Genomic DNA, 23,444 nt, shown 5'->3' on the forward strand with positions numbered 1-23,444 from the left:
AGTTCAGCGGTCAGAGACGAGAATATATGCTGCCTTTACTGGTCCATGCACCCCCACAACTAAATCCATTTCAATGTCGGCTGAGTTACTCGGTCCGGTAATGTAGTTGATACATGAAGGAACAGTGACACCGTTCGCAATGTTTTGGCGGATGATATCACTGGCTTGTGTCATTCTCGGTACAATGCTTGATTTCGGCACGATCGCAATATAAGTCGTTGGCAAAAGGCTGACAGAGCGGCCGATGTCTTTTGAGGAGAAGAGGACAACCGTCCCCGACTCAGCCAATGTAATTTCGCTGAATGTAATCCCTACATTGGCTTGCTCCGCTTTTTTAATATTTTCCTCGCCTTTGTCAGCATCCCACTCCCAGACCGGCGTTCCTTCACTCGGCCAGTCCTTGGTGAGCAGGCTTTTCAGTCCGTATTCTTCAAAGCGGGGGTCCTTCGGAATGATGACAGGGCCTCCAGAAAAGCGGCTGACTTGCTCGCGCAGGGCATCGTAAAGGCCGGTTGAATCCGTTTCAATCAGCTCTGTATGGATTTTGACACAATGGTTTTTGAGCACTGTGACTAAGTCATCCGCTGAATAACCTTCAAGTGTTTTATATTGCGGCTGATGCGCCCATTCAGGGACTGCCACGCCTCCTGTTCTTCGTTCACGGCCCAGGCTGGATGCGATTCGGTTTAAAAAGCTCTCTTGATTCTGAATAGTTCCCTTCGTCATCACTGCTCCTCCTTCGTGCGTTCACTTGTTTCTCTGTCCGCAAACCAGTCTCTGAATCTCGATTTATGCGGTGCCGGGAAGTCGCGAATCTGGGTCCAATTTTTAAGCGGGCCGGGCCCTTTCGAAATTTTTTCGTCCTCTGTAAAAGGCGTCATGGCGGCCGGCGCCCATTTTGAGCCCATTTTGTAAAGCGATAAGGAGGATGCGCCAAGTCCGAATGCTTTCATTGCAAGCTTTTCACTGATCGGCGCCCTGCCTTCTTTTTCGACGATATTCTGACGATGCTTGAGTAGCAGCTCATGAAGCGGGATTTTGACCGGGCAGGCTTCTGAACAAGCAGCGCACAGTGAAGATGCGTACGGCAGCTCCTTATAATCGTCATAACCGCCGAGCAACGGTGATAAAACAGCTCCGATCGGCCCCGAGTAGATTGAGCCGTATGAATGTCCGCCGACATGGCGGTACACAGGACAGACATTGATACAGGCGGCACAGCGGATACATTGCAGCACAGACTGAAATTCCGTTCCAAGGATATTGGATCGTCCATTGTCAACGATGACAAGATGGAATTCTTCCGGACCGTCCACTTCACCTTCCAGCTTCGGACCCGTCAAAGCTGTAATATAACTTGTCAGCCGCTGTCCGACAGCACTTCTTGTCAGCATGCTGACTAGCACTTCAAATTCAGAAAATGACGGGGCAATCCGCTCCATTCCCATGACGGTAATTTGTGTTTTCGGCAAGGTGCTCACAAGCCGTCCATTTCCTTCATTTGTCACAAGGCTGACGGAACCCGTGTCAGCGATGGCGAAGTTACAGCCGGTAATGCCGATATCCGCTTCCAGAAACTTTTTCCGGAGAATGGCGCGCGCATGCATCACCAGCTCTTCCGGTTTTTCTGTATGTTGATAGTCCAGTCTTTCTTTAAACACATCGCGTATCTGCTCTTTATTTTTATGAAGAGCGGGCGCTACGATATGTGACGGCGGATCGTGATCATCAATCTGCAAAATATACTCGCCGAGATCGGTTTCTACGACTTCACAGCCTTCCTTCTCCAGCACCTCATTCAGATTGATTTCCTCTGTGACCATTGATTTAGATTTCACAATTTTCTTCCCGTTCTTCTTTTGAATGACATCCCGAATATAGGAAGACGCCTCTTCCGCTGTTTTCGCGAAATAGACATGTCCGCCTCTTTTCGCCACATTTTCGGCAAGCTGTCCGAGATAGAAATCAAGGTTTTCAAGGACATGCTGCCTGATTTCCTCTGATAATGAGCGCCACTCCTCCCAGTTTCCCAGTTCTTCTGCTGCCTCTAGGCGCCGCGTCCGCAGACGCTCCTGTGCACCCGAAACAGCACCTCTCATAAATTCATTATCAATCCCCTGTGATACCCGCTCTTTAAAAGCGTCAGTACCGATTTTCATCGCCATGATCCTTTCCCCCTCTGAATCCAGTTTTATCTGCTGTTGAGCACTTCGGCGATGTGCATCACTTTGACATTCTTATCTTTTCGGTCAAGCCGTCCCCCGATATTCATCAAACAGCCGCAGTCAGCACCGATCAGCACCTCTGCTCCCGTTTCCTCCACACATTCGACTTTTTCATCGACCATCTGCTCAGAAATCTGCGCCATCTTGACGGAGAACGTTCCTCCGAATCCGCAGCAGTTATGTTTGCCCGGAAGCTCTGTAAACTGCAGGCCCTTCACATGGCTCAACAGCTTCATCGGCTCCTCCCGAACACCCAGCAGCCTTGTCATATGGCACGACGTATGTAAGGTCGCTTTTGTATGAAGGGTAGCGCCGACATCCTCTACTCCAAGTACGTTCACAATAAAATCTGTCAGTTCATACGTTTTATCCGCCAGCTTTTGCGCTTTATCGGCCCATTTCGGATCATCCTGAAACAGGTGCGGATACTCCCGGAACATCGTTGTACAGGAACCGGAAGGACTGACAACATATTCGGAATCCTGAAACGTTTCGATCATCCGTTTCATTGCTTTTTTGGCGTCATGTACATAGCCGCTGTTGTATGCCGGCTGCCCGCAGCAAATCTGCCCTTCCGGAAAATCAACCTCGCACCCAAGCCGCTCCAGCAGCTCAACCGTTGCTTTTCCGACATTTGTTTGAAACATATCAACAAGACAAGTGACAAAAAGTGAGACTTTCATGATGAACCCCTCTCTCATCCCCAATATATGATCAGGTCATCTGATGACCTGAGTTAAAATAACTATATGAATATCGTACACTATTCTGACAATGGAAGGAAAGAGTTTTCTAGGGATATTTTCATTTGTGGCATATCAAAAACACTCCCGATCTCCCAGGAGTGCAGTATATGGTTAAATCCAGCCCTTTTCCTCAGCGATGCTGGCGGCTTCTGTCCGATTTTTCGCATTAAGCTTTTGGATGATTTCTGAGATATAGTTTCGAACTGTGCCTTGAGATAAATAGAGCTCAAGCGTAATGTCTTTTGTTGTCTTGCCTAAAGCCGCAAGCCTCAGAATTTCTTGCTCTCTAACGGTTAGCGGATTTTCGTCTCGCATCATATTAAACGTCAGCTCAGGGCTGAAGACACGTTTTCCCTTTACACATTTTCGAATGGCATCGGCCAGATCGTCAATTTCGCCGTCTTTCAGCAGATAGCCATGTGCACCGGCCTTTACGGCGCGTTCAAAATATCCGGGGCGGGCAAAGGTGGTTAAAATAATGACCTTGCTGACGCAGCCTTTTTTCATTAATTCCTCTGCCACATCCAGCCCGCTTCGAACCGGCATTTCAATGTCCATAATGCATACATCCGGCTCCAGCTTCAAAATAGCATGTAGCGCCTCTTCCCCGTTCAATGCTTGTCCGATGACTGTCATATCCTCTTCTAAATCAAGCAAGGATCCCAAAGCGCCTAAAAGCATGCGCTGGTCCTCAGCAATAAACAGACGAATCATTCTTTTCGTCCTCCAATCATTCTGCTTTTTTAATAAGCGGAATCGTCAGTGCCACAACCGTTCCGTTATGATCTGAAACCGTTAATCCCCCTTCAATGAGCATGAGCCGTTCTTCCATTCCCCACAGGCCATTCCCAAACATTTTCTCCTTCGGCGCTCCCTTTCCGTCATCCCGTATTACGATCTTCATTTTGTCAGCAAACTGAGAAATGGTAATGGCACAGTGGGTTGCTTTGCTGTGCTTGATAATGTTAGTCACGGCTTCCCGCATACACATACTGATAATATTTTGAGTGACGGGAGATATCACTGAAAAGTCGTCGGCTCCTTCGTATTGAAAGGTAATGTTCCCCGCTCTTAATATGTGCTGAATGTTTACGAGCTCCTCTGTTATCGTGACCGTTCTCATATCAGAAACCAGCTCTCGAACTTGCTTGAGTGCGGAGCGTGAACTGGTTTCCATTTCTTTTGCCTCAAGCTTGGTCCGTTCTGGATCAGATGCAGCCAGCCGCTGAATGAGCTGGCTTTTTAATGTAAGCAGCGACAGGGTGTGGCCAAGAGTATCGTGAAGATCACGGGCGATTCGAACACGTTCCTCCCTTTTAGAGAGTTCTTTTATCTGTTCGTTGGCTTGTGCAAGCTTAGCTTCAAGCTCAATCCTCCGAAACATAGAACGAATGCCGAATGGAGAAATGAGCATAATGACGAGAAACGGGAGAACAGAAAAAAGCTCCCGAAGCGAGACCGAATTCGCGATAAATTGGTATAGGCATGGAAAAAGCAGTATAAAGATTAAAGCGCAGAACGCACGGTTAAAATTCGTTTTCTCTTTGTAATAACCAACAAAGTTTGCCGGAAAAAAACCTAAGTATATATAGGTGATATTGTAAAACACACTATACATCAAAATAACCGCCATTTGCACGATAAGCCAATATGTAAACGAAGCTTTGCCCACGCTGCAGAATAACTGGCGATATGCCGCTACAAAAAGGAGCAGCATACCATATCCGATCCCCTGTTTGACCCCTGATTCTTTTAATAAAGAGAGGAACGGCATAATCGTATACACCAGAAAGATATAAGGGAAAAACCCGAATTCCTTCGGGAAAATAGATATTGCCTTTTTCATGTATTACACCGCTTCTTGTTTTCTTCTTATATATTTAGATAGTAGCATGAAGAGCATCATATAAGCGATTAATATCAGAATATTTTTCCAAGTCGGACTCCCACCCCGGACAAGTTCCCACGCTCCGCTCCCGAAATGATAAGACGGAAGCCACTGGCCAATGCTCTGCATCATGTCAGGCATGACCTCAAACGGCATCCACATCCCTCCGCCTAAAGCCAGCAGCATATAAAGCACATTACTGATTCCGGCCGCTGTTTCTACTTTTCTCATGAGGCCGATTAGTGTGCCTAATGCTAAAAAAGGCAATGCGCCAAACAAAATCCACAGTCCGCTCATCATCCATTCAAACGGTGACAAGGCAATATCATTGATGATTGCGCCGAACAGAAATATGACGGTAATTGATAAAACGTGAATGACACTTTGGCCGATCATCTGAGCTGATAAATAGATATGATCCGGAAGAGGCGTAAGGCGGATGAAGGCGGTCCAGCCTTGTGACCGTTCTTGTACCATTCGGATGCCAAGCGTCATGATAGAGGAACCCATCACGCTGAAGACTGTCATCGACATCAGGTAATGGGCTTCCCATGCACGTTGATCAGGGACGTTGGTATTCACTACATTTGTAAAGAAATAATAAAAGGCAATCGGCATGATCAGAGACCAAAGCACAAAGTACTTGTTCCTAAGCACCCTTTTCATTTCAGCGATGCTTTGCTTTTGCAGCATGTTCACTCACATCGCCTCCCTGTTGCCGTCAGCCAGCTGGCGAAATGCCTCATCGAGCGTCGCTTGCTCAATTCGAATATCTCGTGCTGGGATGTTTTCTTGAAAGATCAGCGCCAACACTTTGTCTGTATTTGATGTCTGGATGATGGTTCTCTCATGCTCGTGGATCACTCTCTCGACTTCCGGGTGACAAGACAGCCTTTCCAATGATTCACTTGAATGAAGCGTAAAGGAAACAGACTGTTTTTGAATTCTTGAGCGGATTTGCATTGGTGAGTCGTCTGCAACAAGCCGTCCCTCAGTAAAAAATAGAACTCGCTGTGCGGCATCGTCTGCTTCCTGTAAATAATGAGTTGAAAAAATAATTGTTTTTCCTTGGTCCGACAGTCCGTGAATGGTCTGCCAGAATCGGTGTCTTGATGAAGTGTCCATGCCGACTGTCGGTTCATCAAGTATAAGCAGCTCCGGGTTCCCGGCAAGAGCCAAAGCAAAGCTCAAACGGCGTTTTTGTCCGCCGGATAATTTTTCTGCTCTTGTTTTCAAATCTTCTTTGGTGAGTGCTGTTAACGAAACGAGTTCTTTCATGGACAATGGATTCGGATAATAGCTCCGGAAGAGTTCAAGGATTTCATCCACCTTAAGGCCCGGCATGACACTTACTTCCTGAAGCATTACACCTATTTTTTCACGAACCTGTTGATCATCGGGAACCCGGTTAAATAGTTTGATTTCCCCCTCACTCGGTTTCAGCAATCCTAATATCATCGAGATGACGGTCGTCTTCCCTGCCCCATTTGGTCCGAGAATGGCTGCAATTTCTCCTTTTTCAATACTGAAGCTGATGTGGTTTACAGCGGTTTTTCGCTGGAAATGTTTTGTCACGTTGCTTACTGTTACTGCTTCTTTCATCACATGAGCACCTCCTGATCGTTTACATTGATTGTAAAATGACGGAGAAGACGATGTTAGTATGGGGTGTCATGATGATGGAGTGACAAATGTCATTTTTTTCTCACCCCGGTGTCTAGGCAATCCTCCTCCTGCATCTTCCAATTCATCCATCTTTTCTATCTCCCATGTCCTCTTTCTTTTAAACTGCTGTGACATTCATAGAAAGATACACTCTTCAAACCATCCGAGTGTTATGATAGAAATATTGAACTTTATATTACTTTCCGGCTGAAAGGAGCCAATCATGAACGAAGCGATTTTGTCTAGAAATCATGTGAAGGTGAAAGGCAGCGGCAAAGCATCTATCATGTTCGCACCTGGTTTTGGATGCGATCAAAGCGTGTGGAATGCCGTGGCACCTGCCTTTGAAGAAGATCATCGGGTGATTTTATTTGATTACGTCGGTTCGGGACATTCAGATTTGCGCGCATATGACCTGAATCGTTACCAGACACTTGACGGCTATGCCCAGGATGTTCTTGATGTTTGTGAAGCTTTAGATCTGAAGGAAACCGTGTTTGTGGGTCACTCCGTCGGGGCCTTGATTGGGATGCTTGCATCCATCCGCCGCCCGGAGCTTTTTTCCCATCTGGTGATGGTGGGGCCTTCTCCTTGCTATTTGAATGATCCGCCTGAGTATTACGGAGGATTTGAAGAGGAGCAGCTCCTTGGCTTGCTGGAGATGATGGAGAAAAATTATATCGGCTGGGCGACTGTATTTGCGGCAACCGTTCTGAATCAGCCAGATCGGCCTGAAATTAAGGAAGAGCTTGAAAGCCGTTTTTGTTCTACTGATCCTGTCATTGCCCGCCAATTCGCGAAAGCGGCGTTTTTTTCTGATCACCGAGAGGATCTTTCGAAGGTAACGGTTCCCTCTCTTATTCTCCAATGTGCAGATGATATCATCGCACCTGCAACAGTAGGTAAGTATATGCATCAGCATCTGCCTTATAGCAGTCTGAAACAAATGGAGGCTCGCGGACATTGCCCTCATATGAGCCATCCAGATGAGACGATACAGCTGATCGGCGATTATTTAAAAGCACACGTGTGATATAGGAACGAAAGGGATAGAGGTGACCCTCTTAGATGGACAAACAATTGAATGATGCACCATGCGGTTTCCTCGCTTTGTCAGAAGAGGGGTCGATCATAGCTGCCAACCGCACCCTTATCAAGATTCTGGATTATGAACCGGAGCAGGTTATCGGCCAGCACATGAATATGATGTTGACCATTCCCGCACAGCTTTTCTGCCAGCTTTATTTTTTTCCGCTTTTGAAATTGGAGCATCACATCGAAGAAATATACATTTCCTTGAAAGCAAGAGATGGAGAAGAAATTCCCGTCCTTATCAATGCTATTGCGAGACACGATAGCGAGGCTTCTGTCTTTGATTGTGTTCTTATTCCAATGCGAAAGCGAAATGAATATGAAAATGAGCTGCTGATAGCCAGAAATGAGGCTCAGGAAGCTTTGCTTGCCAAACAGAAAGCCAATGCGGAGTTAGAAATTGCCTTGGAAACGCTGAAAGCAAAACAAGAAGAACTTCTTGAGATCAACAAACAAAATCAACAATTTAAATTAAACACCAAAAGAGAGCTTGAACTCGCCAGAAAGAACCAGAAAAACTCGTTGACTGAACCGATTGTAAACGATCAGGTTCAGATTGACTCTTATTACAACGCATCGAGTGAATTGTCAGGTGATCTTTACGGATATTATCAAATCGATGAACACCGTTACGGCATTATTATCCTTGATGTGATGGGGCACGGAATTTCATCTGCATTGATTACGATGTCTCTTCATCCTTTGTTCCAGCGCCAGATCACGCAAGGTCTCAGCCCCGTTAAAGTTATGAAGGAATTGGACCGGCACCTTCACAGCTTGTTTCAAAATGATGAGGAAGCAAGACATTATTGCACTGCTATTTATCTCGAGATTGATATAGCACGGCAAAGAATTGATTATGTCAACGCAGGGCATCCGCCGGCACTTTGGCAGGACGATAGCGGAACTCAACATCTGCTTCACGCGACCTCGCCTCCGATCGGGATGTTTGAAGACTTAGAGTTTCAGTCAAGCAGCCTTTCATACACGGAGGACGGAAGATTGCTTCTGTATACGGATGGCGTGATGGATCCTACGGCTTCATGTTATTTATTTGATTTACTAAAGGATCATCCTGATTCGCCGATCGCTGACCTGAAGGAGAACATCCTTACATCACTGCAGCATCAAAAGGAAGCTCATCATAAGAGTGATGACGAATGTTTTATATTAGTTGATGTAAAATAAAATGATCCATGAGACATAACAATGATTTGTTACATCTCATGGATTTTTTTGTTTCAGCGTTTCTTTGGAATATGTCCTGACTCCGCATATTGAAACACCTGCAAAGAAGGCAGCGGGTGTCCATTAAAATCAAATAAAGCTTGATTATCTACAGCACTTCCCCCATACCACTTCCCGGCGTCTTCAGGGTCGTATTCAGCAGCATAGCTGGACGCCCACCCTGACCCGTATGTTTCCCATAACACTTTGTTTTTCTCTATCTGTGTCTTCGGCCCGACTGGAATCCACGCCGGCTCCCAGTAGAAAACACCGAGTCCTGCTTTGCCCGTATTCGCCACTGCCTCCATTACATCTCTTACTGCAGTTGCCTGGCCTTGAACAGAAATTGGATATGGCAGCGTCTGCCCGCTTTTTGGCGCTGTATTTCCATGCCCATCGCCATCCTCAGCGGTATAGGTGTACGATGTTTCCGCCACCATGACTTTTTTGCCGTACGTATTGGCAACAGCCTTCAGCACGGAGGTCAAATTTTGTAATGTCCCATGCCAGAAAGGATAATAGGAGCTCGCAAACACATCATAATCCACTTTGTTTTTGCTGAGTGTTTCCGCAATAAATGAATACCTTCCAGCCGTTTCAGGATTGGTAAAATGCAGGGCGACCAAAATATTTGAATTTGTCTCCCTGACCGCTCGACTTCCTTCATTAAATAATTGGCACATCTTCGTCCAATCAGTCTCACCGGCAAATCCTCCTGTTGTTTCATTTCCGACCTGAACCATGCCGATGTCAACGCCTTCCTTGATCATCTTTTGCAGGCTTTGTTTCGTATACTCATAGAGCTTTGCTTTTTTTGCTTCAAAGCTGAGATTCGCCCAGGCTTTGGGCACCTTTTGTTTCGCTGGATCGGCCCAGAAATCAGAGTAGTGAAAGTCGGCCAGCACCTTCATTCCGTTCGCTGTCGCTCTTTTTCCGATTTCGATTGCTTTTTGAACATCATTGTTTCCCCCGCCATACCCGTTGCCATTTGAATCATACGGGTTATTCCAGATGCGGACGCGAACATAGTTGACCCCAGCCTGTTTTAAGGTTGTAAAGATGTCCTGACGTTTTCCGCTTGTATTATAAAAGGTGACACCGCTGTTTTCCAAAGCAATAACGCTGGACACATCTGCCCCTTTGATAAAATCCTTGTTCATCCCCTCTACTTTTTTAACAAAAAGATCCTCATCCTCTGTCCGAAGCTCTGACACGTGCTTCTCCTTCTCAATGGCAGCGGCATATCCTGTTGAACTACATGCACTCCACACGATGGCAGCCGCAAAGAACATTTTCACTTTGCTTTTCATGATTTCATCCCCCCAAGACTTAGTAAGCGGTTTCATTCTATAGAAAAAAGAATCCGCCCATATCGAGCGGAGCATCAGCCTAATGTGTGTTTACGATAATTCTCACTTCATACTTTTCCATCGTCAGGTCGCCTGACAATATGTCTCCTGTTATTATGTCCTTCACACTCTGATCAAACGTGACCAGTTGTTTTTCTTCCGTAAAGTTCATCACAAAAATATAATCATTGTCCTGATCCTGCCTCGCTTGTACGGAGACGCCTTTTCCGTGCCGAACCGGAAAAACTGGAGAAAGAGACAGGTCTGTGATCAGACCCTCATAGAAATCACGCTGAAATTGATCCTCCAAACGCGCGCCGATAAAATACGCCTTGCCCTGCTGATACTCATGGCTTGTGACCGCTGGCGTGCGCGCATAAAAATCTTCTTGATACACTGCTTCCACTGAAGCTGTCTTTACATCAATCACGGTTGCATAATCCTTCATTTCATATATTTGGCTGCGATAGCTGACAGCGTTTCGATCCTTCGGATACAGGGTGTCCGTTTCAAGAGGCTCAACTCCAAATATAGCTTGAAGGTCCGGATGCCATCCGCCTGTGTATGTTAAGTCATGCTCATTCACAACCCCGCTGATATACGTCATGACTAAGGTGCCGCCGTCAGCCGTAAACGCTTTTAAACGGGAAATGGTGTCCTCGCTGATTAAATACAGCATCGGGACGATCAGCAGTTTATATGGTGAAAAGTCTTGTTCTTTCGTGATGACGTCGACAGGGATATCGTGTTCCCAGAATGTGCGGTAATGCTGCTGAAGCGTTTGCGGATAACGTTTTGTCGCCTTCGCAAACCCCTGAGCATCCTCGAGCGCCCAATGATTTTCCCAGTCATATAAAATCGCGGTTTGAGCCGGCCTCTTCGTTCCGACAACTTCGGACAGCCGTTCCAATGTCTCGCCTACCTTGGCCACTTCTTGAAAGACGCGGTTCTTTGGGCTATTGTCATGATCCACAACCGCTCCGTGTAATTTTTCTGATGACCCCCGTGATTTGCGGTATTGGAAATAGAGTACGCTGTCCGAGCCGTGGGCAATCATTTGCATGGATGACAGCAGATTCATGCCCGGTCGCTTTGCCTTGTTGACGTTATGCCAATTGACCGCGCTTGGCGTACACTCCATTAATAAGAAGGGCTGCTGCTTCAAGCTTCGGTACAGATCATTGATAAAGCCGACCTTCATCGCCAAATCAGCTGTGCTTTCCCAGTCATTGTGCCAGACAGGATAAGCGTCCCAGCTGATGACATCGACATGCTTTGCAAATTTGCTGTAGTCGAGGCCCTGATACGGGATCAAATCCGGTGTGTCAGCCATAAAATTCGTTGTGATAGGGATATCAGGCGTCAATTCTTTCAGCGGAATGATTTCATTTTTATAAAACGAAATCGTTTGATCGGTGACGAACCGGCGCCAATCTAAATTCAGGCCATGCAAGCCATTTTCACCGATCGGCGAAGGGCTTTCAATTTGTGACCAGTCATTGAACGTATGGCTCCAAAAAGGGGTCCACCACGCCTGGTTCAATGCCTTGAGGCTGTTGTCATATTTCGATTTCAGCCACTCCCGAAAAGCATGCTGGCATAGATCACAGTGGCAATCTCCCCCGTATTCGTTTGAAATGTGCCACATTAACAGCCCCGGGTGATTTCCGTATCGTTCTGCTAATAAGCGGTTGATGTGCCGTGTCTTTTCTCGGTAGACTTTAGATGTGAGGCAGTGGTTGTGCCTTCCGCCGTGCAGCTGTTTGACGCGGGAGGCATTGACGCGCAAAACTTCCGGATAGGTTTGCGACAGCCAGGCCGGACGGGCTCCGCTCGGCGTTGCTAATATGACCCGGCCGCCTATACTGTGAATCCGCTCAAAAATATCATCCAGCCATTCAAATTGATATACGCCCTCCTCCGGCTCAAGTGCGCTCCATGCAAAAATACCGACAGAAAACGTATTCGTATGAGAAAGCTTCATCAGTTTGATATCGTCAGCTAAAATATCGGGCCGATCCAGCCACTGATCGGGGTTGTAGTCTCCCCCATGGAGCATAAATTTCGCTTTTGTTACGTGCGTTTTTTCAAGCTTTGACATCACATTCTCCTCCTTTTTCTCTTAGCCCTTCGTTCCGCCTGCGGTTAGTCCGGACACAAAATTCTTTTGCAGCATGATAAAGATGATGGCCACCGGTATGCTGATAAGCAGGGCTCCGGCCGCAAATGTCGTATAGCTGGCCCCCATGACATCATTCACTAAATTGAATAGACCGACGGGCAATGTATATGATTCAGGCGTTCTCAATATGGTTGAGGACAGCACAAAATCTCCGAGCGGACCGGTAAAGCCGTTCATGGCCACGACTGCCGCCATCGGTTTTGATAATGGCAGAATGATCTGGAAGAAAATTCTGGTGCTGCTGGCTCCGTCAATCTTGGCGCTTTCGTCTAAATCCATCGGAATGGAATCCATGTACCCTTTCATCAAATACGTATTCATCGGGATCAGGCCGCCGATATAAAGCAAGATTAGCAGCCAATGGCTATTGATCATTCCCAAGATTTGCGCCAGCACAAACAAGGCAATTAAAGCTGAAAACTGAGGAATCATCTGCAGCAATAAAAAGAGCGTTAAAGCGTATTTCCTGCCTTTGAAGCGAAAGCGCGAAAACGCATAGGCTGTAAATGTCACACAGAGCAAAGACCCTGCCATTGTAAACAGGCTGATCTTCATTGAGTTGACATACCACTGCACATATTGAAGGCTTTCTTTGCCCGCAAATAATTCCTTGTAATGGTCGAATGTCGGATGCTTCGGAATGATGGATGTACTGATTAAGCTGTTGCCAGGGTTAAAGCTTGCGCCTGCCGTCCAAAGGAGAGGATACACAATGATGACCGCCATAAAGGCTAGCAACAAGTAAGAGAAAAGGAGACGGATATATTTTCTGACTTTCATATCTGCCAGCATACCTTATGCCCCCTCTTTAAAAGACTTTGTCTGTCTGAATTGCCACAATGCGATGGAGATAACAAATACAGATAATAAAATGGTTAAAGCCGCAGCAAGAGAATATTGGCTGGACTGCATTGTCAATTTATAAATCCATGAAACGAGGATATCTGTCCCGCCGGCTGTTGATCCGGTTACAGCCGGACCTCCGCCATTGAATAGATAGATAATATTAAAGTTATTAAAGTTAAACGTAAACTGGGTAATGATAATCGGAGCCATTGCAATGAACACCATCGGAAGCGTGATGTATCTCAGCTTTGAAAAGACAGAAGCGCCATCAATCGTAGCTGCTTCATACAGATCGTCCGGGATGGATTGCAATACGCCTGTTGAGACGAGAAAGATGTACGGAAATCCGAGCCAGCCCTGCATGAGAATCAACGCAAGCCTCGACCAATTGGCATCTGTCATCCACGGAAGCGGATCTATCCCGAAGAAAGCCAAGATGTCGTGATTCATCGCACCGAAGCTATCATTAAACAGTCCCGCAAAAATTAAAATCGTCACAAAACCGGGAACGGCCCATGGCAAAATCAGAATCGTCCGAAAAAAACGTTTAAACCGAAGGTCTTTCTGGTTAACAATGATCGCGAGAAAAATCCCCAAGCTGACTTGCAGTGTGGATGCAGCAAGTGTCCAAACCACCGTCCAAGCCAGTACATCAAAAAAAGTCGACCTCCAAATATCAACTGTGAAAATATTTGCGAACGTTTGAAAACCGACCCAATCAATTAATTTTGCAGGAGGAGAATGATACAAATCATAGTTTGTAAACGCTAATGCAAAGCTGAATAAGATAGGAAAGATCACGGCGAAAATTAAAATAAACAAAGAGGGGCCGCTGACGACATAAGGATAGCCCTCAGAAATGATATGTTGGTATTGTTCCTTTAAGGAACTTAATGGCTTATTTTCATCACGCTGTTTTCCGCTTTGGAACGCATCGCGAAGATTCACATAATACACCGCAAGGCCAAAGCAGGTCACGATGACAGCGATAATTCCTTCCGCCAGCAGAAAAACGGAATTATCCCGCGGCACTTCTGTTCCCAGTGTAAAGATTCCCCAAAACCCCATATTGAGCAGATCTCCAAAGACCGCAAAAAACGATGCGCCTAAGAAAAGAAAGACAATACCTTTTATCCATTGCTTGTTATAAAATTGCCCGAGCCCCGGGATGATAGAAAGCAACAAAGCGACTTGACGATGCTGCACCGTTTTCACCTCTCTTACAATACAAATCTAGCTTCCTCTTTATTTTCCGCTGTGCTTTGCCTTAATTTGTCCTTTGGCGGTTTCAGCGGCTTGATCCAATGCTTGTTTCGGATCCGCCTTCCCTGTTGCAACCGTCTGTAATGCTGAATCAGCCGGCGTCCATATTTCATTCATTTCCGGAATATTTGGTGTTGGCTCTGAGAAACGGGATTGTTCAGTAACTGCCCGTGCCGCCTCGCTTTTCATAATAGCCGGGTCATTGGCTAGGGATTTCACAGCAGGAACTTCTTTCGTCTCTTCATATCGTGTTTTAGAATTTTTTTCATTTGCCAGGAAAACGGCTAATTCTTGCGCCAGCTCTGCATTCTTTGAAAATGCACTGACGTTGTAGCTTTTGACGCCGATAAAGGAGCTCATGTTTTTCCCATTTTCCAGCTTCGGCAGTTTCGTAATGCCATAATTGATTCCTGCTTTCGAAAAGGCTTCTACATTCCATGGACCAGAAATAATTGCGGCGGCTTTTCCTTCTGTGAACAGCGATTCCAATACGTTAATCCCTTGTTCTCCAATAATGCCAGCCGGGAACAGGCCATCTTTGTAAAACTTCTGAATCAGCGCCGCACCTTTGACAGCTCCTTCATTATTGATTCCAATGTCTGACGGGTTATAGCTCCCATCTTTGGCCTTTCCAAAAATGTATCCGCCATATCCGCTCATCACACTTTCTGCATAATAAATTTGATCGAATAGGGCTAAAAAGCCAAATTTGCTGCCGTCAGCAGTCTTTTTGGAATAGTCGTACCACTCTTCCAGCGTTTTGGGCAATTCCTTTTCTGTGATGAGATCTTTGTTGTAAAAAAGCACAGTCGTTTCGACCGCTTTTGGCAGTCCATAAAGCTTTTGATCTACCATTTGAGACTGAATGGAAGCGTCAGTATAAAGTGATTGAACGTCTTTTTTGACATGTAATTCCTTGAGTAATCCTTCCGTGACAGCGGTTCCGATTTGGTCCCCTGGCATTGTTAACACGTCAGGGCCTGTGCCGGCCGGTCCATCCATTCGCAAATCTTCAATCTGCTTGGCATACGGTTTTTCAACGACTTTGACCTTCACATCATGCTCTTTTTCAAATGCAGCCACAGCGTCTTTAATGCCGTTGCTCTTTTCTTTATCCTCCCATACAACAAGTTCTGACCCTTTTGAACTCGATTTGGCGCTGCTGCTTTCCTTTGGGCCGCAAGCCGCCAAGGATAAACTCACAGCTGCGCAGAGCATGAATACGGAACACCTTTTTGCCTTTTTCATTGATTGTCACCCTTTCGATATGAATGAAAGCGCTTTTAAAATAATATAGCACGCTTGAGAAAATGTGTAAACAAACTATTTACCTCATAGAGTAAATTTTTTTACTTAAATAAAAATGACTTAGTGTCCTAAGTCATTCTTAATTCATACTCTTCCTGACGATTAATTCTGCGCCCACATATAATGTTTTTACCGTTCTTCTCTTGTCCTGCACTTGTTCAAGCAGTAATTGAACAGCGTTTTTACATAATTCATGTATATCAATATGAAACGTCGTCAGAGGAGGCGAGACATACTTCGCGAAGCTGATGTTGTTGATACTCACAATGCTTACCCTGTTTGGTATAGCAATTCCTTTTTCGTTCAGGGCTTGCAGACAGCCCACTGCTATCGGGTCCGCTGCAATCATAAAAGCAGTCGGAAGCTGATCGCCTAATGTGTCGATCGCTGCTGACATCAGGCGGTAGCCGTTTTCTACAGAGAATCCGCGATGACAGAAAATATAGCGCTCGTCCAGCATGGCTTTTTCCCTCATATAGGATCTGAAGGTTTGTTCACGGATGTCCATTTCATCCTGATTGGTATTCGGATTTTTGTAAGTGCCGCCGATAAAACCGATGCTCTTATGCCCCTTCTCAGTCAGGATGTTTACCGTCTTCCTTGTCATTTGTGCCAAATCGGGCCTTACCGAGTCAAAATGATCGGGATCAGGAGTTGAATCGATGAACACGCCGTTTTCAGTGAGATTTCTGAGAAAAGCCAGCTCTTCATCTGAAAATGTGCCGACGGCAATAAACCCTTCCGTATGTTCAGGAATGCTCTCGATTCCATCCGCTATTTTATAAGTGGTCATATCGACATTGAATGCTTTCGCCAGTTTCTCTACTTCTAATCTCATCGTTTTAAAATAGACATCTTCTAATTCTTCTTTATCTGTCAGCCAATATAAAAACGCAATATGTTTCACCAGCGGCCTTACTGTTTTTTTGCGGTAATTGAGCTTTTCCGCCGCTTCATAGATTTTCTCCCGTGTCTCATCAGGAACAGAAAGGCTTTCATCGTTATTTAAAACGCGGGAAACGGTTGAGATTGAAAATCCCGCTTCCTGCGCGATATCTTTAATTGTCGCCATTGTATCTGCCTCCATTATTCAGCTCGCATTGTTTTAGTAAAATATTTTACTTTCTTTTTCACAAATGTCAAGTGCACAAAGCCCTCTGGCTGCCATGTAAAAAGACTGAACCATTTGCGGCTCAGTCTCAGTTGTTCGTATCATTCGGAACCGGCGGAATTGCCCGGGAAATGAGTTGGTTATTGCACATTTTCCTCGAAATATCCCGAAAGCACATCTTCCACATTCGTCAAATGCGCCAGCATGGCGGCTTCCGCCTGTGCACCGTTCCCGGCAGCCACAGCATTGTAAATCCGTTCGTGCTCCTCATACAGCCGCTGAACGGAGGTCTTCTTGGAAAACAGCCAGATTTTCCTCGTTTCCCTCATTGTTTCCAGCAGCAATGATGACACGTGATTCATCAAGTGTTTAAGAAGTTCATTTTGAGAAGCGTCCGCAAGCGCAAGATGAAATGCAAAGTCTGCTTTCTCTCCCAGCTCCCCGTCCGCTTCAATGCTGCCCATTTCCTTTAGTGCATCCTGAATTCTTTCGAGATCTGCTTCTGTCCTTTTTTCAGCCGCTAGTGAAGCCACGCCGATTTCAAGCAGTTTTCTGACCTCGAGCAGCTGCTTGACGTCCTCTTTTTTCATCAAAAGGGCGGCTGAGAGCGGCTGAGAAATTTGATTGAGCTCAAATTCCTTCAGGTACGTGCCTTCTCCCTGTTTCATTTCGACAAGCCCCATCGCTTTTAGCGCAGAAAGTGCCTCGCGAACCGCTGAACGGCTGACTTGAAAGCTCTCAGCAAGCGCCTGAACAGAGTCCAGTTTATCCCCCGGCTTCAATTCGCCGTTTTTGATCATATCTAATAGTGCATCCGCTACTTCTTCATATATTTTTTTTGTTTTAATCTGTTTGTATTTCAATGCAATTCACCCCGTAACTTGTAGGTCTGGCTGTTTACGATCTATTATACTCTGTTTTGTGGGCCGCCAAAAGATTTTGACTATTTTGTCAAAAAGTCTTGTACTTTGATTTTTTTCAAAATATAATGCTAGGTAACTGGTCTTATTACCCAGTCATCAGATGATCATATCATCTATAGAAACCGCTTACATATGGCGCCAGTTTATGTTTCAAGGAGGGGTTTGGGATGCAATGGACACAGGCATATACGCCTATAGGGGGAAATTTGCTATTATCAGCGCTTGCCGCACTTGTACCGATTATTTTCTTTTTTTGGGCACTCGCGATTAAACGGATGAAGGGGTATACAGCAGGCTTGGCCACATTGGGGATCGCCCTTATCATTGCTGTATTGGTTTATCGGATGCCGGCGGAAAAAGCGCTGATGTCCGCGACACAAGGAGCCGTATACGGATTGTTGCCGATCGGCTGGATCATTGTGACGTCTGTTTTTTTGTATAAAATCACTGTGAAAACGGGACAGTTTGATATCATTCGCAGCTCTGTTCTCTCAATTACTGATGACCGACGGCTTCAAGCTCTCTTGATCGCTTTTTCATTCGGGGCTTTTTTAGAAGGGGCAGCAGGCTTCGGAGCGCCGGTCGCCATTTCTGCCGCGCTGCTGGTCGGTCTCGGCTTTAATCCTCTTTATGCTGCGGGGATCTGTTTGATCGCCAATACGGCGCCGGTTGCCTTTGGGGCAATTGGGATTCCAATTACAGCCGTAGAAGGGCCGTCAGGGATTCCGGCGATGGAGATTTCGCAAATGGTCGGGCGGCAGCTGCCGTTTTTATCCGTATTTATTCCTCTTTATTTAATCATCATCATGAGCGGGTTCAGGAAAGCCTTGGAGATCTGGCCGGCGATTCTCGTATCTGGTGTTTCCTTTGCCGTTGTTCAATATCTCAGTTCCAATTTTTTAGGGCCTGAGCTGCCCGATGTTTTGTCAGCTCTTGTTTCAATGGCTGCGCTTGCTGTGTTTTTGAGATGGTGGACGCCGAAAACAACATTCCGGTTTGCCGGTGAACAAGAGTCGGCCGCCTCAATTGAAACGGCGCGCACAAATCCGGCGGCGCCTGCGTACAGCGGCGGACAGATTTTTAAGGCTTGGTCGCCATTTCTGCTGCTGACGGCGATGATTTCCGTATGGGGCATTCCATCTGTCAAATCCGCGCTGACCGGGCATTATGAAGGCTCTGCGGTGTTCTTGAAGTGGCTGAATGCTGTTGGAGAAAAACTGACTTTTTCCCCAGGTGTGCCTTTTTTGAACAATCAGATTGTCAATGCTGACGGTACACCGATTGAAGCGGTTTACAAGTTGGAGGTGCTTGGTTCGGCCGGCACCGCGATTTTGATTGCCGCAGTGCTGTCAAAGTTCATCACGGCGATTTCATGGAAAGACTGGGGAACCGTTTTTAAAGAAACAGTCCAAGAATTGAAGCTTCCGATTTTGACCATTGCTTCTGTCGTTGGTTTTGCCTATGTCACCAACTCCTCGGGAATGAGCACGACACTCGGGATGACACTCGCGCTGACAGGTTCGATGTTTACCTTCTTTGCGCCCGTTCTCGGCTGGCTCGGCGTCTTCATTACCGGCTCGGATACTTCCGCCAACCTGCTGTTCGGCAACCTGCAGAAAGTCACCGCATTATCAGTCGGCATGGACCCCGTTCTGTCTGTGGCCGCCAACTCTTCAGGCGGTGTCACAGGAAAAATGATTTCACCGCAGTCGATAGCGGTGGCGTGCGCCGCGGTAGGACTCGCCGGAAAGGAGTCAGATCTTTTCCGCTTTACCATTAAACACAGTCTGTTTTTGCTGCTGCTCGTTTGTATCATCACCTTTTTGCAGCATCACATATTCAGCTGGATGATTCCTTAAAAAAATCCTCCCGTCTAGGGAGGATTTTATTTATATCGCTTTCTCGCTGCCGATGACGGAATATTCATTTGGTCGCGATATTTTGCCACGGTGCGTCTCGAGATTTGGATGCCGTGTTGTTCATACAGCAAATCGACAAGCTTTTGGTCTGAAAGCGGTTTTGTTTTGTCCTCTTGATTGATCAGGTTTTCCAGATGCGTTTTGACTGCATAATTCGACGCATCTCCATCACCTGAAGCCTCGGCTTTTGCTGAGAAAAAGAGTTTCATCTCAAACAGCCCGTAAGGCGTTTGTATTGTTTTCCCTTTAATGGCCCGGCTCACAGTTGATTCATGAAGGCTTAGACAGTCCGCCACCTCTCTGAGAGTCAGCGGCTTCATTGCGCTTCGCCCTTTCAGAAAGAAATCCTTTTGGCGTGTGATCAGTTCATTGATAATTCTCGTGATTGTCTGTTTTCGCTGCCTCAGCGCGCGGCTCAGCCAGCGCCACTCCTGATATTTCGCAGATAAATAGGAGACAGTATCCTGACAGGAGCCGGATGATAAAAGCGTTCTGTACTGCGGATGCAGATCGATCTCGGGAAACGAGCGGGTATTCAGTTCCGCTGCGATGTGCCCGTTTTTTACGGTGATAAAAATGTCAGGCTCAATATACACATCTTGCTCTGGCCGGGCAAACAGAAGGCCAGGTCTAGGATGAAGAGCCGCGATATCATCTGAGATATCTTGAATGGTATGAAGCGGAATTCCTGTCTCTACTGAAAGCGCTTTCCATTTTTTTTGTGCAAAAGCACCAAAATGAGCTGAAACCAGCATTTCTGCTTGTTCATTTCTGTTCGGCAGCCGCTGTAATTGAAGAAGGATGCATTCCTGCAAAGATCTCGCACCGATTCCAGCCGGTTCTAATGACTGGAGTTTTGCCAAAACAGCCTCCGTTTCCTTAGCCGATACAGATAGGCGCCGTGCTGCCTCCTCCACATCTTCTTCCAAGTACCCGTTTGAATCAAGCGAATGAATCAGATAATTAAAAATCTTTTTTTCAGTGTTGGTCAGATTCATATCGAGTGACTGCTGTTTTAACGCATCCTGCAATGTTTTTTGCGGATTACTTAATTGAAGGCCCGCTTCCTGTGCATTCATCCTGTTTTTGTTTGTTTTATGGTAAGATAGTGGCGGTGTGTCTGTTTCCTTTCGTTCAATAAGAGGGTTTTCCAGTGAGAGCTCATCAATGTACTCGGCGAGTTCTGCCGAATGATAGCCAAGCAGCGTGATGGCCTGCCTGAGCTCCTGTGTCAGTTGAGGCTTTAATACTTGTACTTGCTGAAGTTTCATATCCATCTTGCTCACTCCCCTTTCTTCATTGTACATGATTGAGATCACACCGTATACATTTATGAAAAAGGAGCTGCCAAAGAAATGTCTGAACTTTTTTCCGTCCCTTATTTTATTGAGAATTTAAAACAGCATATTGAAATGAATCAGTCTGAGGATAAAATCCACGCGATGAACAGCTACTACCGTTCCGTCGTCTCAACACTAGTGCAGGACCAGCTGACGAAAAACGCAGTTGTCCTGAAACGGATTCAGCATTTAGATGAAGCATACAACAAAGTCAAACGTGGAGAATCAAAATAAACCTTCCGCTCACATGTGAGCAGGAAGGTTTTCCTTCTTTGAGGCGTGCTGGATGAGACGGGTGCTTGGCACGCCTTCCATCCAGGTATGAAAGTAATTGGCGTTTTTCCCGTAGGAATTATCAATGACCGTGTTTTCTTTTTGAAGAAGAGAAGACAGAATGTGGCCGTGCAGCCTTGATGTTTCCACCGATTCGTAACGGCTGAAAAACCGAATCGCTTTTTGGACGATATAATCCGAGTATTTTTCCCATATATACGCAATGGGCAAAGGGTTGCCTGCTTTTTTATTCAGGACGTTCAGCGTTTGCAGAAAAGCAATCGTCCGGCGGTCTGAAGCTGACAGCACCGTGCGCCAGTCGTAGCTTTCCGCTTCTGCGTGTTCCTGAAGCGCCTGGTTTGCTTCATGATCTGTTCGGATAAATCTCAGCTTTTGATTGGACGGCTGCTGCGTGGGAATGACGGGAAACAGCTGATGAGCCATATCAGGCAGAAGCTGAATGTGATTTCTTGTAAAATAAGCCTGTGCCGTAGCATAGGAGGCTTTTTCCCTTGTCATAATGTGAAGGTTCGCATGCTTAGAAAATATCTCTGCCGTCCGTTTGAGGTTGTCTTTGTTTTGAAAATAAATCGATTGCGGCAGGATCACAATTTTGTGGTTCGGATAGGTTTGGACGATTTTCTCTCTAAAGCCTTGATAATACGGATACAGATCCCCGAAGTTTCCGCCTCCCTGGCAGACGATGATGAGATTAGGATCCAGCTTTCGCCCGACTGGAAAATTGTCAGGATTCCAGCGTTTTCTGACCCGAATCTCGTGTTCTTTAAAGAAGGCTTCTGTTCCTTTCATAATAAATAAATCCCCTACATTCCCATATAGAGGATAGTCAGCATATATAATCTCTGATTGTTTCGGAATGACGTCGAGCAGCCCGGACAGTTTCTGTTTCAGGCTGATCATCGAATGCTTGCTGTCCATTTCTTCACCTCGACAGTATGGAATAAGTGCAGTAGCACTTCAATGACCCGGCCTTGCTCATCTTCTGTCATATTGGACCCCGATGGGAGACAGATTCCTCGCTTGAACAAATTTTCGCATACGCTTCCTGTATCTTCATGAGAATAAAATAAAGCCGGATCGAATAGCGGCTGGGTATGGAGCGGCTTCCACAGCGGACGGGCTTCAATGTTTTCTTCAGCAAGACGTTGAACTATGTCATATGGGCTGAGCCCGTTATCAAGTGTGAGCGTGGTGAGCCAGCGATTGGATACGCCTGCTGCGTACTCCGGCATAAAGCGGACGCCGTCTATGTGACCGAGCGCATTTTTGTATCTCGTGAAAATGGTCCTTCTTTTCTCCACTCGCTCATCCAGCACCTCAAGCTGGGCAATGCCGACGCCGGCTAAGATATTGCTCAGCCTGTAATTATGACCAATTTGACTGTGTTGATAATGAACAGCCGGCTCTCGTGCCTGCGAAGCGAGAAATCTTGCTTTTTCAATTGCTGCTTCATCATTTGAAACGAGCATCCCTCCCCCTGATGTGGTAATGATTTTATTCCCGTTAAATGAAAAAATGCCGAAGCGCCCGAAAGTTCCGCTTTGCTTCCCTTTATAGACTGTGCCGAGAGATTCGGCTGCGTCCTCAATGACAGGAACTCCGTATGCATCACACAGGCTTACGATTTCATCCATTTTCGCGCTCTGCCCATATAGATTGACGGCAATCACCGCTTTTGGCAGTGTTCCATTTCTTTTCACTTCCTCCAATGCTCTTTCAAGGGCTGTCGGCGACATATTCCACGTATCAGGCTCAGAATCAATAAAGACGGGCACCGCTTTTTCATATAGAATCGGATTGGCGGTTGCTACAAATGTGAAGGACTGGCAAAACACGCTGTCACCTTCTTTTACCTCAAGTAAACGCAGCGCGAGATGAATCGCCGCCGTTCCTGAGCTGACCGCAGCAGCTGCTTTTACACCGACTCGTTCTGCCAGCTGTTCTTCAAATGAATTCACGAGCGGCCCAAGCGGCGCAATCCAGTTTGAGCGAAAGGCTTCTGAAATATAGTGCTGCTCCCTGCCGCTCATATGAGGGGGAGATAAGTAGATTTTTTTATGCATAGA

21 protein-coding genes are annotated in these 23,444 nt (G+C 46.2%); 4 read left to right on the forward strand and 17 right to left on the reverse strand.

The window, feature by feature from the left end; genetic code table 11:
• Window positions 1-3: 3 nt before the first annotated feature.
• From lutC to MKX38_RS17375, 7 genes are all read right to left on the reverse strand, one after another.
• Window positions 4-726 (reverse strand): lactate utilization protein LutC, encoded by a 723-nt coding sequence (gene lutC, locus MKX38_RS17345; RefSeq protein ID WP_003228309.1) that lies wholly within the window; start codon window positions 724-726, stop codon window positions 4-6.
• A complete protein-coding gene (gene lutB / locus MKX38_RS17350) occupies window positions 726-2,165 on the reverse strand; it encodes a lactate utilization iron-sulfur protein LutB (RefSeq protein WP_339187834.1) in 1,440 nt (479 codons plus the stop codon). Before lutB ends, lutC begins: the two co-directional genes overlap by 1 nt.
• Before the next feature lie 26 nt (window positions 2,166-2,191).
• A complete protein-coding gene (gene lutA / locus MKX38_RS17355) occupies window positions 2,192-2,908 on the reverse strand; it encodes a lactate utilization iron-sulfur protein LutA (protein WP_014480927.1) in 717 nt (238 codons plus the stop codon).
• Window positions 2,909-3,082: 174 nt separating this feature from the next.
• A complete protein-coding gene (yvfU, locus tag MKX38_RS17360; protein WP_015251201.1) occupies window positions 3,083-3,685 on the reverse strand; it encodes a two-component system response regulator YvfU in 603 nt (200 codons plus the stop codon).
• A gap of 16 nt (window positions 3,686-3,701) precedes the next feature.
• Window positions 3,702-4,817, reverse strand: a complete 1,116-nt coding sequence (gene yvfT, locus MKX38_RS17365; protein WP_044052455.1) for a two-component system sensor histidine kinase YvfT — start codon at window positions 4,815-4,817, stop codon at window positions 3,702-3,704.
• Window positions 4,818-4,820: 3 nt separating this feature from the next.
• Window positions 4,821-5,558 (reverse strand): ABC transporter permease, encoded by a 738-nt coding sequence (locus MKX38_RS17370; protein WP_021480631.1) that lies wholly within the window; start codon window positions 5,556-5,558, stop codon window positions 4,821-4,823.
• Window positions 5,559-6,464: an ABC transporter ATP-binding protein gene (locus MKX38_RS17375; RefSeq protein WP_144482835.1), complete on the reverse strand. Its 906-nt coding sequence runs from the start codon at window positions 6,462-6,464 to the stop codon at window positions 5,559-5,561. It lies immediately after the preceding gene.
• Between the two features lie 283 nt (window positions 6,465-6,747).
• Here MKX38_RS17375 and rsbQ point away from each other — a divergent pair, with 283 nt between their 5' ends.
• Together rsbQ and rsbP are read left to right on the forward strand one after the other, a co-directional pair.
• A complete protein-coding gene (gene rsbQ, locus MKX38_RS17380) occupies window positions 6,748-7,557 on the forward strand; it encodes a sigma factor SigB/phosphatase RsbP regulator RsbQ (RefSeq protein WP_003228292.1) in 810 nt (269 codons plus the stop codon).
• Between the two features lie 35 nt (window positions 7,558-7,592).
• On the forward strand, window positions 7,593-8,804 hold the full coding sequence (gene rsbP, locus MKX38_RS17385) for a phosphoserine phosphatase RsbP (RefSeq protein WP_144482836.1): 1,212 nt from the start codon (window positions 7,593-7,595) through the stop codon (window positions 8,802-8,804).
• Window positions 8,805-8,857: 53 nt separating this feature from the next.
• Here rsbP and ganB read toward each other — a convergent pair whose 3' ends face one another.
• From ganB to lutR, 7 genes are all read right to left on the reverse strand, one after another.
• Window positions 8,858-10,153 carry an arabinogalactan endo-beta-1,4-galactanase gene (ganB, locus tag MKX38_RS17390; RefSeq protein WP_029318379.1) on the reverse strand — a complete coding sequence of 432 codons (1,296 nt, stop codon included), beginning with the start codon at window positions 10,151-10,153 and terminating at the stop codon, window positions 8,858-8,860.
• A gap of 79 nt (window positions 10,154-10,232) precedes the next feature.
• Entirely contained in the window at window positions 10,233-12,296 is a 2,064-nt protein-coding gene (gene ganA / locus MKX38_RS17395) for a beta-galactosidase GanA (RefSeq protein ID WP_326131739.1), read from the reverse strand.
• An 18-nt stretch (window positions 12,297-12,314) separates the two neighbouring features.
• The gene (ganQ, locus tag MKX38_RS17400; protein ID WP_015714737.1) at window positions 12,315-13,166 is read right to left on the reverse strand and encodes an arabinogalactan oligomer ABC transporter permease GanQ; all 852 of its coding nucleotides are present in this window, start codon (window positions 13,164-13,166) and stop codon (window positions 12,315-12,317) included.
• Window positions 13,167-13,169: 3 nt separating this feature from the next.
• Complete coding sequence (ganP, locus tag MKX38_RS17405) at window positions 13,170-14,426, reverse strand: arabinogalactan oligomer ABC transporter permease GanP (RefSeq protein ID WP_015714738.1); 1,257 nt, start codon at window positions 14,424-14,426, stop codon at window positions 13,170-13,172.
• Between the two features lie 39 nt (window positions 14,427-14,465).
• Entirely contained in the window at window positions 14,466-15,731 is a 1,266-nt protein-coding gene (gene ganS, locus MKX38_RS17410) for an arabinogalactan oligomer ABC transporter substrate-binding protein GanS (RefSeq protein ID WP_033883452.1), read from the reverse strand.
• A gap of 139 nt (window positions 15,732-15,870) precedes the next feature.
• Complete coding sequence (ganR, locus tag MKX38_RS17415; protein WP_003244199.1) at window positions 15,871-16,863, reverse strand: galactan degradation operon transcriptional regulator GanR; 993 nt, start codon at window positions 16,861-16,863, stop codon at window positions 15,871-15,873.
• A gap of 179 nt (window positions 16,864-17,042) precedes the next feature.
• Window positions 17,043-17,765 (reverse strand): L-lactate utilization/bacilysin biosynthesis transcriptional regulator LutR, encoded by a 723-nt coding sequence (gene lutR / locus MKX38_RS17420; RefSeq protein ID WP_003228277.1) that lies wholly within the window; start codon window positions 17,763-17,765, stop codon window positions 17,043-17,045.
• A 227-nt stretch (window positions 17,766-17,992) separates the two neighbouring features.
• Here lutR and lutP point away from each other — a divergent pair, with 227 nt between their 5' ends.
• On the forward strand, window positions 17,993-19,684 hold the full coding sequence (gene lutP / locus MKX38_RS17425; protein ID WP_339187840.1) for an L-lactate permease LutP: 1,692 nt from the start codon (window positions 17,993-17,995) through the stop codon (window positions 19,682-19,684).
• Window positions 19,685-19,710: 26 nt separating this feature from the next.
• Here the strand turns inward: lutP and rpoN are convergent, their stop codons facing one another.
• The gene (gene rpoN, locus MKX38_RS17430) at window positions 19,711-21,021 is read right to left on the reverse strand and encodes an RNA polymerase factor sigma-54 (protein WP_033883454.1); all 1,311 of its coding nucleotides are present in this window, start codon (window positions 21,019-21,021) and stop codon (window positions 19,711-19,713) included.
• 78 nt (window positions 21,022-21,099) lie between these two features.
• On the opposite strand from rpoN, the gene yvfG reads away from it, so the two are divergent.
• Window positions 21,100-21,318, forward strand: coding sequence for a protein YvfG (gene yvfG, locus MKX38_RS17435; RefSeq protein WP_003219905.1), 219 nt, complete (start codon window positions 21,100-21,102; stop codon window positions 21,316-21,318).
• A 9-nt stretch (window positions 21,319-21,327) separates the two neighbouring features.
• Here the strand turns inward: yvfG and MKX38_RS17440 are convergent, their stop codons facing one another.
• On the reverse strand, window positions 21,328-22,296 hold the full coding sequence (locus MKX38_RS17440; protein WP_088327006.1) for a polysaccharide pyruvyl transferase family protein: 969 nt from the start codon (window positions 22,294-22,296) through the stop codon (window positions 21,328-21,330).
• Complete coding sequence (locus tag MKX38_RS17445) at window positions 22,275-23,441, reverse strand: aminotransferase class I/II-fold pyridoxal phosphate-dependent enzyme (protein WP_339187843.1); 1,167 nt, start codon at window positions 23,439-23,441, stop codon at window positions 22,275-22,277. The genes MKX38_RS17440 and MKX38_RS17445 overlap by 22 nt, the downstream gene beginning before the upstream one ends.
• Window positions 23,442-23,444 lie beyond the last annotated feature (3 nt).

Origin of the sequence: Bacillus sp. FSL M8-0025 (genome assembly GCF_037975475.1) — a bacterium.
Classification (GTDB): Bacteria; Bacillota; Bacilli; order Bacillales; family Bacillaceae; genus Bacillus; species Bacillus subtilis.